The 11,825-nt window shown below is 70.8% G+C and carries 12 protein-coding genes; 6 read left to right on the top strand and 6 right to left on the bottom strand.

Annotation, left to right across the window (positions count from 1 at the left end; translation table 11 throughout):
* Positions 1–160 precede the first annotated feature (160 nt).
* Positions 161–877 carry a hypothetical protein gene (locus ACZ4NB_RS38490; RefSeq protein WP_467667711.1) on the bottom strand — a complete coding sequence of 239 codons (717 nt, stop codon included), beginning with the start codon at positions 875–877 and terminating at the stop codon, positions 161–163.
* Between the two features lie 204 nt (positions 878–1,081).
* On the opposite strand from ACZ4NB_RS38490, the gene ACZ4NB_RS38485 reads away from it, so the two are divergent.
* Positions 1,082–1,423 (top strand): hypothetical protein, encoded by a 342-nt coding sequence (locus tag ACZ4NB_RS38485; protein WP_467667710.1) that lies wholly within the window; start codon positions 1,082–1,084, stop codon positions 1,421–1,423.
* Between the two features lie 53 nt (positions 1,424–1,476).
* On the opposite strand, the gene ACZ4NB_RS38480 is transcribed toward ACZ4NB_RS38485, so the two are convergent.
* The gene (locus ACZ4NB_RS38480) at positions 1,477–2,292 is read right to left on the bottom strand and encodes an endo alpha-1,4 polygalactosaminidase (protein WP_467667709.1); all 816 of its coding nucleotides are present in this window, start codon (positions 2,290–2,292) and stop codon (positions 1,477–1,479) included.
* A gap of 296 nt (positions 2,293–2,588) precedes the next feature.
* On the opposite strand from ACZ4NB_RS38480, the gene ACZ4NB_RS38475 reads away from it, so the two are divergent.
* A complete protein-coding gene (locus ACZ4NB_RS38475) occupies positions 2,589–4,193 on the top strand; it encodes a hypothetical protein (RefSeq protein ID WP_467667708.1) in 1,605 nt (534 codons plus the stop codon).
* 45 nt (positions 4,194–4,238) lie between these two features.
* Entirely contained in the window at positions 4,239–5,384 is a 1,146-nt protein-coding gene (locus ACZ4NB_RS38470; protein ID WP_467667707.1) for a hypothetical protein, read from the top strand.
* Positions 5,385–5,394: 10 nt separating this feature from the next.
* On the opposite strand, the gene ACZ4NB_RS38465 is transcribed toward ACZ4NB_RS38470, so the two are convergent.
* Complete coding sequence (locus tag ACZ4NB_RS38465; RefSeq protein ID WP_467667706.1) at positions 5,395–6,303, bottom strand: LysR family transcriptional regulator; 909 nt, start codon at positions 6,301–6,303, stop codon at positions 5,395–5,397.
* Between the two features lie 102 nt (positions 6,304–6,405).
* On the opposite strand from ACZ4NB_RS38465, the gene ACZ4NB_RS38460 reads away from it, so the two are divergent.
* Complete coding sequence (locus ACZ4NB_RS38460) at positions 6,406–7,671, top strand: MFS transporter (RefSeq protein WP_467667705.1); 1,266 nt, start codon at positions 6,406–6,408, stop codon at positions 7,669–7,671.
* Between the two features lie 37 nt (positions 7,672–7,708).
* Here the strand turns inward: ACZ4NB_RS38460 and ACZ4NB_RS38455 are convergent, their stop codons facing one another.
* The 3 genes from ACZ4NB_RS38455 to ACZ4NB_RS38445 all read right to left on the bottom strand — a co-directional run bounded on the left by ACZ4NB_RS38455 (position 7,709) and on the right by ACZ4NB_RS38445 (position 9,495).
* The gene (locus tag ACZ4NB_RS38455; RefSeq protein WP_467667704.1) at positions 7,709–8,083 is read right to left on the bottom strand and encodes a 5-carboxymethyl-2-hydroxymuconate Delta-isomerase; all 375 of its coding nucleotides are present in this window, start codon (positions 8,081–8,083) and stop codon (positions 7,709–7,711) included.
* A gap of 108 nt (positions 8,084–8,191) precedes the next feature.
* Positions 8,192–8,479: a DAK2 domain-containing protein gene (locus ACZ4NB_RS38450; protein ID WP_467667703.1), complete on the bottom strand. Its 288-nt coding sequence runs from the start codon at positions 8,477–8,479 to the stop codon at positions 8,192–8,194.
* A gap of 239 nt (positions 8,480–8,718) precedes the next feature.
* Entirely contained in the window at positions 8,719–9,495 is a 777-nt protein-coding gene (locus tag ACZ4NB_RS38445) for an IclR family transcriptional regulator (protein ID WP_467667702.1), read from the bottom strand.
* Between the two features lie 296 nt (positions 9,496–9,791).
* Here ACZ4NB_RS38445 and ACZ4NB_RS38440 point away from each other — a divergent pair, with 296 nt between their 5' ends.
* Positions 9,792–10,865: an HpcH/HpaI aldolase/citrate lyase family protein gene (locus tag ACZ4NB_RS38440; protein ID WP_467667701.1), complete on the top strand. Its 1,074-nt coding sequence runs from the start codon at positions 9,792–9,794 to the stop codon at positions 10,863–10,865.
* 5 nt (positions 10,866–10,870) lie between these two features.
* Positions 10,871–11,743, top strand: coding sequence for an HpcH/HpaI aldolase/citrate lyase family protein (locus ACZ4NB_RS38435; protein ID WP_467667700.1), 873 nt, complete (start codon positions 10,871–10,873; stop codon positions 11,741–11,743).
* Positions 11,744–11,825: the final 82 nt, after the last annotated feature.

Genomic DNA, 11,825 nt, shown 5'->3' with positions numbered 1-11,825 from the left:
TTGTGGTGAAGACAGGCATCTCCACTACGCCCGGAGGTCTCTTCTTGATCAACTACCGACGCGAGTTACCAACCTCATGGCCGAGTACACCTAGGCGCGTCGCCAAGCGGACTTCCCGCGGTGGCACAGGACCGCGGGAGGGCCGGGACGGCAGATCAGATCAGGCGAGGTGTTTGCCGTTGTCCACGTGCCGGGCCCGGGGCACGCCGCTGAACCGCGCGGCCTGCCCGCCCGGCGCCGCACGCATCGTCCGCTCGGCGCCCGCACGTTGCTCGTCGGCCTCCGCCACCGGCGTCACATCGGTCCAGTAGATGTCGAGCATCGTCCGCAGCGACGTCGGCTCGCTCGCCGGCCCTATCGGCACCGTGATCCGGTCCAGGGCGCGCCACAGTTCGTAGTCGGCCTGCTCGGCGATACCACCGGCCCTGGCGTGCGCGGCCTGGTGCCTGTGCACGGCGAGGGCGAGGTCGCGCAGGCGGTCCCGGTGGTTCTGGGCGACCTGGTGGTTCAGGGACCGATTGAGGTCCTTCTTCGCCCTGTTGATCTCCGACAGGGCGTTCTGCACCGTCCGGCTGAAGTTCGCCGCGCGGTGCCGCCAGGCGTCGTACTCCCGCTTCGAGGCGAACCACTCCTCCTTGCCGGCCTGCCCGCGGGCGAAGCACGCCAGCCGGAACTGCTCGCGCTCCTCGCGCCGCTTGCGCAGCACCGACGAGTTGCGCTGGAAGAGCGTGTTGAGGGCGCCGCGGGTGCGGTCGATGAGGGCGGGGTCGATCAGCACCGCCCAGACATCCGGGTCACGCGCCGGGGGATGGGCGTGGTCGAGGACCAGTTGTTCGTAGTCGGCGTCGTCGAGTCGGGCCAGGCGCTGGGCGTCCATCAGTCGGCCTCCAAGCCGGTGGTGGGCTGCTCGGTCCATGGTGACGGCCAGGTGTGACAGTCGGGCAGGGCGCACGGGGATCGGGGTGAATGCGCCCCTGGCATGGGACGGGCACACATCGAGGTGAACGCGGGCGGGCGGTCGTCCGTATCCCTTCATAGCCGTGTCCCTTTAGGGCACCGGTCCACGATGCGAGGAGGGCCCATGACCGACCCTGGTTTCCCATCGATCCAGGCTCTGCCGGACGGCGACGCCGAGGTGTCCTTGGTGGTGCGCCTGACGTGGGAGGACGTCGCCGCGCTGGGCCAGGACGCGGCCCGCCTCGCGGCCCGGGTGAAGCGCCCGGTGACCCTGGACGAGGCCGCCAGCCACCGGCTGCGGACCCGGCCGCCGGCGCCCCAGCCCAAGACGGTGCCGCAGGAGCGGGCGCAGCCGGCCGTCGCCGGTACGACCGTGTCGACGCTGCCGGCCCGCTCCCCGCAGGAACAGGCCCGGCAGGCGATCGAGAAGATCAACGGCACCGCCACCGGGCATGAGACCGCCTAAGGGCTGTCCCGCCAGGGATTGCGGGACAGCTCTTGGCCCAGTTGCGCGCCGGCTCAGCAGTGCTCGTCGATGTAGCCGTCGGCGCCGGCCGGCCGGACATCGCGATCGCGCAGGGTGAGGGACAGGCGCCTGCCCCAGGAGCGGCAGGCGGCGGCGAAGTCCTGCTTCCGGTACTCGATGACGAAGATTCTGTTGTCGTAGGCGTCCGCGAAATCGGTGCATTCCTTGTAGCGGGTGCATTCTTCGACGACGGCGAAGTCGAAGCCGATGCGCTTGCGCCGGGGCAGTAGATCGGTGGTGTTCTTCTGGGCGATGGCCAGGTGCCGCTGGTGTGCACGGTGCGCGAGGAGTTCGGCGAAGGCGGCCGCATGGCGGGCGGTGAGCTTGTTCCGGGAACGTTCGTAGGAGTCGAGGTTGTCGGGTTCCACGGCGTCGTATCCGGCCTTGGCGCAGCCGTCGATCCAGGGGCCGACGATGTCCATCAGAGCCTTGCGCTTCGCGGCGGTGGAGATATCGAGCAGGGGCTCGTCCCAGTCCTGGTCGATGACGGGCTCTCCGTCGTCATCGCGCAGCAGGAGTTCGGGGTGGCGGGCCTGCCAGAATTCGGTGTCGTCGGGCTGTGCCTGGAAGGCGTTCACGTAGCAGATGTTGTAGAGACCGGGAGCCGGCTTTGCGGTGCGGTCGCGGGAGACGGCCCGTACTTCTCGGGGTGGTGAATAGGCGCCGCCGAGCTGATAGTCGAACACGGCGTTCGCGGCCGGCGGCCGCACGGAACCGGTGTCCTGCTGGGGACGGGCGGCGGAGCACGCCGTGCCGAGGGCCAGGGCCAGGACGGCGGCGCCTATGGCGAAGGGGCGGAGCGGGGGCATGGCCGGAGCCTACGCGCGGGGGCCGGGACTTCGCCGTCCGGGTGACTCCGGCGCGGCAGCGAAATCCCCGATCGACGCATCGGCCGCGCCCGAATCCCCGTTCCGCACGTTCGCCCGCTCGACTACTCGGCCCCTCCGCCACTCACGCGATCGCATGGCGTCGCACCCGCAGCGGCGAGGCTCATCGGGCCTTTTCCGTACGACGTTCATACTGCCACCGGACGCCGACACTCCTGATCCAGCGGAAATGGCGGCTTTCACTTTCCTGAAACCGGGCGGATGGCGAGAGGACGGGAATGCCCGAGGAGTTTTCGGAACGGCGCCGGGCGACGGCTTGGCTGCACGTCCCTGACGGACGTTCGGCGGAGCACGTCGAGGACGACCTCGGACCCGGACATCCCGCGCTGCGGGACACCCGGCTCTATCGCAGGGTCAGCGGAGTGGACCGGCATGCCAGGGAAGTCGGCGAGAAGGAACTCGCGGCGCTGGGGGATCCCATGGCCACCGTGTTCTTCCAGCGGAACATCTTTCCCATGGCCGTGGAGGAAATCCTGGACGGACTTCCCCGCGTCGCCGATCAGCCCAAGGTCTATCTGGTGAGCGAGTCGGGAACGATCCCGACCGCCGACGCACCGCACCTGCGACGGGACATCCGCTTCGCCGTCACCTACGCCATACGGGGCAACGAGGCCGACCTGCTGATCAGCACCGGCGCCAACAGCGACCCCAGGACCACGTTCCTCCAGGTCGCCGCCTGGGACGAGGCGAACCAGGTCTTCAACTACTACATGCGGATCACCCCCGCCTGGGTGTGGACCGGCAACTCCTGGGACGCGCTGGCCGCCGCCTCCCGCGGCAGCGGCTGCTTCGACAGCCACGTCAACGGCAGCGTCGTGATGAAGGAACTGAAGCAACCCTGGATCAACTGGCAGTCCCAGTCCGCCGCCATCCAGCTCGACGCCGACGACCCCCTGCGGGAGAACCCCCTGTACCAGCGGGTGATCGGCGCGGAGAACCTGGAGCCGACGGTCCGGGCCCAGATCGACCGCTGGACCCGGGCCCGGCTGCGCACGGTCACCGCCGGCGCCACCGTGGAGAACCCGGACCACCTCCTGCGCCAGCTGTTCACCACGACGGCCGTCAACCTCACCAGCACCGCCGCCCAGAGCGCGGCCGTCGGCCGGGGCGGCGACGAGCCGCTGCCGCTGCCGATGGGCTTCTGGCTGAACAACGACGCACTGCTCGACGACCTCGGGATCGAGGTGGACGCCACCGTCCCGGCCACCACCGCCACCCTCTACGCCGACAGCCTCGACACCTTCGGCTTCCGGCTGGAGGAGAAGGCCAGCGGCTTCAGCCGGCCCGGCGACACCTTCTTCGCCTTCGTGGTCCCCGAAGCAGCCCTGGAGGACAACAGCGTGGTGCGGGCCATGTGCGAACACGGGATGATCTCACCGAAGTTCGCCGCCTGCGCGCTGATGGTCGACTTCCCCAACCCCGTCTTCAGCGCCCACCGCGCCCGGCTGATGCGGTACGTGCCCACCGAGGGCAGCCCCACCGAAGGACTCGGTGACCGGATCGCCGAGCGCATCCTGGCGGCCGCCGGCCGGCTGACCACTGACAGCCCCGAAGCGCAGTTCGCGGCGAACTGGAGCCTTCCGGACGCCACTTGGCGCGAGGACTTCGCCCGGCGGATCACCGACTATCTGGCGAAGGTCGGGCAGCGGATCACCACCCGCGAAGGCTTCGACGACTACGTACTGCTGGCCGAGTCACGCCGCAGGCAGTTCAAGGCCCTGAAGCTCCATGAATTCGAGTTGACCCTGCCCACCACCGACATCCCCGCCACCGCCCCGCCGCTGCGGATGCGCGAGGACGCCACCGTGACCGACCAGCCCTGAGGACGCCGCCACCGCGACCGCACAGAACCGAGGAGCACTACCACCATGACCACCATCAGCAGCTACGGACCGCCCGGGGGACTGACCGACCTCGGCGAATTCGGCCGCAAGGCGTGGGACGTCTTCGTCTCCGACAACATCGACGCCGCCATCCAGGGCCCCGACCCCGGCGAGGTGCTCCACGACGCCCCGCGGTCGCAGTTCTACAACCTCACCAAGACCGACACCGCCGCCGACGCCCGGACCGCCACCGTCAGCTGGACGGCCTTCCCCCGCATCCTCAAGATCAGCTCCCCCTCCGACGCACAGCGCTGGAAGAAGGCCGAGGCCAGCCGCAAGGCCCAGGACGAGTACTGCGAGTGGAGCGTCACCCGCCGCGACGGCAAGGTCATCAAGGCCGCCTTCACCTGCGAGAGCCCCGAGTACTGGGACGTCCTCGCGAAGACCAGCCCGGAGACCGTCCTGCGCCTCTACCGCCGGCACATCAGCCCCGACGTGCAGGAGAGCGACCTCTTCGTCAACGGCGCGTACGACCGGGCCAACAAGTGGAACAGCACCACGACGAACGGTGCGATGCACCTCATCCAGAAGAACAACACCCTCGCCGCCGAGATCGAACTGGCCGCCGCGGGCACCATCCGCCGGGTCATCGACGGAACCGAACTGACCGCCGAGCAGGAGCTGGTCAAGTGCAGCGCCTACGGCCAGGCCGAGCGCAACAGCGACCCCCACATCGGCGCGTCGGTCAACGCCCTCGCCCGTCAGAAGGCGTCCATCAGCCTCGCCGACCCCGTCGGTCTCTACTTCGACGGCCTGTCCACCGAGGGCTGGGCCACCCCCGACGGCTCCGACCCACAGAGCTACTGGACCTACGAGCGCGGCGAGCCGGACCACCGCGTACGCGCCGTCTACGAGGTCCCCGCCGACAAGAACTTCACCGTCGGCGACATCACCATCAACGGCCGGCCCATCCAATACGGCGCCCAGATCGCCGACTTCATCACCATCAAGCTCATCGCCGTCGCCTGCCGCTTCGGCCAGAGCACCACCGAGCCGCAGACCGCCTGCAAACAGGAGGCGGCCACCGAACTCGCCCGCCCGGAGGAGGCATTCGTCGCCAGCGCGTTCTCCGCCTACGGATACCTCGGCACCGCCCCCGGACGCGCCCTGCGGCCCACCCGGAACGCCTGACGGCGCGCGGTCACCGCTCGATGCGGGGCCTCAGCTCCGGCGCCAGCGCCATGGTCAGAGCCCGGAAGATCTTCACCTCCGGATTCGCGTCGTCCGCCCGTACGGCGAGGTAGCTGCTCTCCCAGGGGGCGTCCAGCACCGGAACGAACGCCGCACCCGGCCATGCGTAGTAGCGGGCGAAGGACTTCAGCCCCGAGCCCGCCGCGCGGCCGGTGATCACGCCGGTCAGCACCTCGTGGGGCGTCAGCGCGCAGTCCGGGCTGCGGCGCTGCGCCTCGTGATCGAAGTACAGGTAGTCCGTGAACGGGGCCGGTGTGTGGCCCGGCACCCGGACGAACGGCAGGTCGATGATGTCCGCCAGGCGCACGCCCTCGTCACGGGCGTCCGCGATCGCCGACGCCTCCGGCACCGCGACGATGCGCTGCTCCGTGGTGAGCACGTCCGCGACGACCCGGTCGTCGTCCGGTGCCGGCCGCACGAACGCGATATCCACCCGGTCCTCGGTCAGCGCGGTGACATGCTCGGTGAAGTTCAGCTGCCGCAGCTCGACGGGGACGCCGGGGCGGGCCCTCCGGAAGGCGTTGATCGCGGCCGGTGTCAGCTCCGCCGAACCATGGCCCATGATGCCGATCCGCAGCGGGCGGATGACCTCGTCCACGGGGTCGCGGATGACGTCGGCGATATCGTCCAGCGCGGCGTTCGCGGCGGCAAGCAGGGTACGCGCGTGCCCGGCCAGCCGCGCTCCGGCCCGGGTGGGGGAGACCGGGTTGCGGTGCAGCAGCCGGGTGCCGAGCTCGGTTTCGAGCTGCCGCACATGCTGGGTGACCGCCGGAGGGGAGAGGAACAGCCGCGCGGCCGCCCGTTTGAAATGTCCCTCCTCGACCACCGCCAGGAAGGACGACAGCAAGCGAAGGTCCATGTCGGCCAGCTTAAAGGCACGGATGGGCGGCGCCCGTACGGGCATTCACGAATCGTGAACGCGGGCCGCGCCGACCGACCGGCGGTGCCGAGACTGAGCGCCATGAGCAGCACGATCAAGCCATCGGCACGGCCCGAGCCGTTCGCCGCCGACCACACCACCGACCCGGCCCCCGCGCCACCGCCGCGCCGCTACGGGCGGCGCGTCGCCCTGATGATGCTGGCCTCCGGATGGAGCGCCAACCAGTTCTCCGCCCTGCTGGGCGCCTACCGCAGCGAGATGGGCCTGTCGGAGTCCGCGGTGACCGGCCTGTTCGCGGTCTACGTCATCGGGCTGATCCCCGGGCTGCTGACCGGCGGCCCGCTGGCCGACCGGTGCGGCCGCCGCCCGGTCGCCCTCCTCGCCCTGGGCGTCAACCTGCTGTCGACCTGCCTGCTCATGGCGGGCTCGGCCGCCACCTGGTGCCTGCTGCCGGGCCGCTTCCTGACCGGCCTCGGCGCGGGCGCCCTGCTGGCCGCCGGCAGCGCATGGGTCAAGGAGCTGTCCTCACCGCCGTACGACCCGACCGCCTCGCCGGGCACGGCCGCCAAACGGTCCGGGATGTTCGTCTCCGCGGGCTTCGCCTCGGGAGGGCTGGTCGCCTCGCTGATCGCCCAGTGGGCGCCGTACCCGATGCTCACCGCGTATCTGCCGCACCTCGTCCTGGCCATCGGGGCGGGCGCGGCCGCGTACGGCGCACCGGAGTCCCGGCCGGCGCGTACCAGGCCGGGCGGGGGAACCGCCTCCGGCGCACCGGAGCCCTTCGCGCGGGCCCGGTTCTGGCGGGCGGTACTGCCGGTCGCCCCCTGGGTGTTCGCGGCCCCGACGATCGGCTTTGTCACCCTGCCCGGCCTGGTCGACGGCGGTATGGCGGGGTGGCAGACCGTCTACGCCGGTGTCGCCACCGCCGTCGTCCCCGGTGCCGGACTGGTCGTCCAGCCCCTGGCCCGGCACCTCGCCACCCGGCACCGGCTGGCCAACGGGGCCGCCGGGCTCCTGGTCATCGCGGCCGGGCTCACCTGTGCCGCACCGGCCGCGGCCACCGAGCAGCCGTGGCTCGCGCTCGCCGCGGCCGCGATCCTCGGTGCCGGCTACGGGCTGACCCTGAGCTTCGGCCTCACCGAGGTCGCCGCCCTCGCCCCGCGGGCCCACCTGGCCCGTCTGACCTCCCTGTTCTGGACGCTGGCCTACATCGGCATGTTCACCCCGTACGCCCTTGCCGCACTGTCCTCCGCCGGGCTCGGTGTGCCGGCGCTTCTCGGGGCGGGCGCGGTGCTGGCGGTGCTGGTCTGCGCGGTGTTCGGGCTGCTGAACCGCGACGGCCGCTGAGGCCCGCCGATGGCGACCTTGTAGGAGACGAGGATCGTCAACGGTCCCCCGTCGGCTCCACATGCTTGGCGTACGCCTCGCTCAGGTCGCGGACGTCCACGGAGGCGTGGACCGCCACGGCGGTCGCCGAAGCGGTGTGGCGCCGCACCAGGTCCAGGACCGCCCGGCTCAGCGCCGACTTGGTCTGTGTACTGCGCCCGGGCAGGATCGCGAACTCGACGTGGATCAGGGCGTGTCCGGGCTCGTCGTGGGCGATGACGGCCTCGTCGACGCGGCGGAATCGGGTCTTGCAGCTCTCGACGGTGATGCCGTCGACCGTCTCGGCGGCCAGCTTGTGCAGTTCGCGGGCGAAGCCACGGCGATCGAAGGACTCCTGCAGTGCCTCGTCGTAGTCGATGAGGATGTGCGGCATTCTCTCGTTCTCCTTCCAACTGGTGGACACGGACGGGTCTACGGGGAGGGACACTAACGGACCGCCCAGCCGCGGCTTCTGAGTGCTTCAGTGAGCGGGTGGGCGACGTCAGACCAGTGCGTTCCCCGCGGTCACCAGCAGCGCGCCGATCGAGGACGCGGCCGGCGCGGCTCCGTCGAGTGCGGCGTCCACCGCGGTGAAGCCGCGGGCCATGTTGGTCCCGTGGTCCCCGTCCCCGACGGCCGCGTCGAGCCTGGTGAGGTGCTCCTGCTGCCGGTTCATGGCCGCGGCGGCGCGGTGCATCCAGTCGAGAGCGAGCGGGACGTCCACCGGACTTCCGGCGGGCGCGCCGTCATGGCGCGGTAGGTTGTCGAACTTTTTGGCAGGGTCCTGCATGGCAGGCGCTCCTTCTATCCCCCGTGCCGCAGCGTTGCGCAGCGAGCCGGATAGCCGACGCATTTCCGAAAGCTGTTCGGCATTGCCGAATGCCTTAGAGGTAAAACGCAGCCACCCCGGCCCCGTCAAGGGATTCCGGCGCAGTGGTCGTACGGGTAGCGGATTCGGGTGTGAACCGCCCCTCCAGGGAGGCGAGTTGATGAACCGCCGATGAACCCCGAGGGTCTGCGGAAGGGATGTCAGGCGGAGGCGCGCAGCCCCGCGTTGCGCGGTGCGCCAAGGTCCCGCGACAGGCTGCGGGCGACCTGCCGGACCGCGATCGCGCACTCCTGACGTGCCGTGTCGGTCAGCAGATGCTCGACGGGGCCGACCAGTCCGATGGCGCCCGCCACCTCACCGGTCCGGTCGAACACCGGCGCCGCGATGCCGGCGTCGCCGAGCGTCAACTCCTGTTCGTCCAGCGCGAATCCGGTCTCCCGCACCCGGTCCAGCTGGGTCGTCAGCAGGTCCGGGTCGTCGACGCTGGCGCCGGTGACCCGGGGCAGCTCGCCCGCCAGCAGCTCCGCGCGCCGCTCGGCGGGCAGGAACGCCGCGATCGCCTTGCCCAGGGCGCAGGCGTTCCAGGGCAGGGTGGTCCCGGTCTCCAGAACCTGCACCGACCCGCCGGGCCGGAAGGCGTGATGGACGACCAGGACCTCACAGCCCGTCAAAAGACCTACCCACGCGGCCGAACCGACCTGTGTGGCGAGCAGGTCGGCCCAGGTCACCGCGCGGGTGCGCAGCTCGTGCGAGTCCAGATAGGCATTGCCCAGCGTCACCAGGCCGGGGTCCAGCCGGTACTTGCCCGTCTCGCGGTCCTGGGTGACCATCCCCTCCGCCTCCAGGGTGCGCAGGAGGGCGTGGACGGTGGGCTTCGCCACCCCGACGCGGTCGGCCAGTTCCGTCACGCCCAAGCGCGGTGTCGCCGTGGCGAGTTCCCGGAGAACGTGGAACGCCCTGTGCACCGCCTGGACCATGAACACTCCTTGTTCGGTATTGCTGAACAGCGTTCCGAACCGTAGGGTCCTCGTTCATGACACCGCTGATCGGCATCGTACGTGTGTCGCACCCGGCGCATCGGCGAGTCGGCAGGCTCCGCTCCGGCCGTGCGCTCACCTGGGCCGTCGACCGCGCTCACCTGAGCCGCTCGGTGACCAACAGCACACATACTGATCAGTAGCGTCACCGCCCCGCGGGCCTAAAGTGAGGCCGGATGGCGCCGCCGGACACCCGGCGGTGGCCCCGCACCCCTCGATCCGACCAGGGAGACTGCATGCGCTCTCCGAAGGACTTCTTCCGCCCGCTGGCCGTCGGCGCGCCGACACCCGTGCGTGAAGTACCTTTCCGGCCGTCCCGGATGATCCACTTCTTCGACCCGGGCAACGAGAAGATGGCGGCCAAGGTGCCGGCCATCGCCCCCACCGTGGACGTACTGCTCGGCAATCTGGAGGACGCCGTCGCAGCCGACCGCAAGGAGGCGGCCAGGTCGGGCCTGGTGGAGATCGCCAAGAAAACGGAGTTCGGCGAGACGCAGCTGTGGACCCGGATCAACAGCCTGGACTCGCCGTGGGCGCTGGACGACCTGCTGACGCTGGTCACCGAGATCGGTGACAAGCTGGACGTGATCATGGTGCCGAAGGTCGAGGGCGCCGAGGACATCCACTACGTCGACCGGCTGCTCGCACAGCTGGAGGCGAAGGCGCAGATCCAGCGGCCGATCCTGGTGCACGCCATCCTGGAGACCGCCACCGGCGTCGCCAACGTGGAGGAGATCGCCGGAGCCAGCCCCCGGATGCAGGGCATCTCGCTCGGCCCCGCCGACCTGGCCGCCAGCCGCCGGATGAAGACCACCCGGGTCGGCGGCGGACACCCCGGTTACCTGGTCCGGGAGGACCCGCACGGCCAGGACGACACCGCGCCCCGGGCCACCTTCCAGCAGGACCTGTGGCATTACACTCTCGCGCGCATGGTCGACGCCTGTGCGGCGCACGGCATCCTCCCGTACTACGGGCCGTTCGGCGACATCAAGGACACCACCGCCTGCGAGGACCAGTTCCGCAACGCCTTCCTGCTCGGCTGCGTCGGCGCCTGGAGCCTGCACCCGGTGCAGATCGCGATCGCCAAGAAGGTCTTCTCGCCCGCGCCCGCCGATGTCGCCTGGGCCCGCAGGGTCATCGAGGCGATGGGCGACGGCACCGGCGCGGTGATGATCGACGGCAAGATGCAGGACGACGCCACGTACAAGCAGTGCCAGGTGGTCGCCGAGCTGGCGGACGCCCTCGCCGCCCGAGACCCCGAACTGCGCGACGCCTACGCGGCGGCCGACACCCGGCAGAACAAGGAGTAAGTCCGATGTCCGACGCGACCCTGCGGCCGCGCCGCTCCGTGCTCTACATGCCGGGCGCCAACGAACGCGCGCTGGAGAAGGCCAAGTCCATCCCCGCCGACGCCCTCATCCTCGACCTGGAGGACGCCGTCGCCCCCGATGCCAAGGCCGACGCCCGCAAGCGGGTCGCCGCCGCGGCCGCCTCGGGCGAGTACGGCTACCGCGAGGTGACGATCCGGGTCAACGCGCCGGGCACCGCCTGGCACGCGGACGACCTGCGGGCCGCCGCCGAGGCCGGCCCGGACGCGGTCGTGGTGCCCAAGGTGGACTCCGCCGACACCGTGCGGGAGGTCGAGCGCGCGCTCGAAGCGGCCGGCGCCCCGGACCGCACCGCCATCTGGGCGATGGTCGAAACCCCCCGTGCGATGCTCGACGCCCGTGCGGTGGCCGCCGCCAGCGAGCGGCTCACCGTACTGGTGATGGGCACCAACGACCTGGCCAAGGAGCTCCACGCCGAGCACGTCCCCGGCCGGGCCCCGCTGCTGACCGGGCTGTCGCTGGCGCTGCTGGGAGCCCGCGACGCCGGCAAGGTGATCCTCGACGGCGTCTACAACGACGTGAAGGACGCCGCGGGCTTCGAGGCCGAATGCGTCCAGGGGCGGCAGTTCGGATTCGACGGCAAGACGCTCATCCACCCCGCGCAGGTCGAGCCCTGCAACCGGGTGTTCGCCCCGTCCGCCGACCAGATCGACCGTGCGCGGAAGGTCATCGACGCATTCGACGAGGCCACCCGCGAGGGACGCGGAGTCGCCACCGTCGACGGGCGGCTGATCGAGAATCTGCACGTCGAGGACGCCCGCCGGATCCTCGCGCTCGCCGCGGCGGTCGCCGGGCGATGAACTCCCGGCCCTGACGGAGTCTTCCGGCACACAGAGTGCGGCGGGGTGGCCGGTTGTGGGAAGGGCCCGGGGGGGGACCCAA

It is taken from the genome of Streptomyces sp. NPDC026575, assembly GCF_055567415.1.
This window is presented reverse-complemented; position numbering and strand designations above follow the sequence as displayed.

Coding starts and splice junctions, on each gene's coding strand:
- ACZ4NB_RS38465 (WP_467667706.1), bottom strand. CDS start 6,303: ATGGACCTTCGCTTGCTGTCGTCCTTCCTGGCGGTGGTCGAGGAGGGA.
- ACZ4NB_RS38480 (WP_467667709.1), bottom strand. CDS start 2,292: ATGCCCCCGCTCCGCCCCTTCGCCATAGGCGCCGCCGTCCTGGCCCTG.
- ACZ4NB_RS38485 (WP_467667710.1), top strand. CDS start 1,082: ATGACCGACCCTGGTTTCCCATCGATCCAGGCTCTGCCGGACGGCGAC.
- ACZ4NB_RS38475 (WP_467667708.1), top strand. CDS start 2,589: ATGCCCGAGGAGTTTTCGGAACGGCGCCGGGCGACGGCTTGGCTGCAC.
- ACZ4NB_RS38455 (WP_467667704.1), bottom strand. CDS start 8,083: ATGCCGCACATCCTCATCGACTACGACGAGGCACTGCAGGAGTCCTTC.
- ACZ4NB_RS38460 (WP_467667705.1), top strand. CDS start 6,406: ATGAGCAGCACGATCAAGCCATCGGCACGGCCCGAGCCGTTCGCCGCC.
- ACZ4NB_RS38490 (WP_467667711.1), bottom strand. CDS start 877: ATGGACGCCCAGCGCCTGGCCCGACTCGACGACGCCGACTACGAACAA.
- ACZ4NB_RS38440 (WP_467667701.1), top strand. CDS start 9,792: ATGCGCTCTCCGAAGGACTTCTTCCGCCCGCTGGCCGTCGGCGCGCCG.
- ACZ4NB_RS38470 (WP_467667707.1), top strand. CDS start 4,239: ATGACCACCATCAGCAGCTACGGACCGCCCGGGGGACTGACCGACCTC.
- ACZ4NB_RS38435 (WP_467667700.1), top strand. CDS start 10,871: ATGTCCGACGCGACCCTGCGGCCGCGCCGCTCCGTGCTCTACATGCCG.
- ACZ4NB_RS38450 (WP_467667703.1), bottom strand. CDS start 8,479: ATGCAGGACCCTGCCAAAAAGTTCGACAACCTACCGCGCCATGACGGC.
- ACZ4NB_RS38445 (WP_467667702.1), bottom strand. CDS start 9,495: ATGGTCCAGGCGGTGCACAGGGCGTTCCACGTTCTCCGGGAACTCGCC.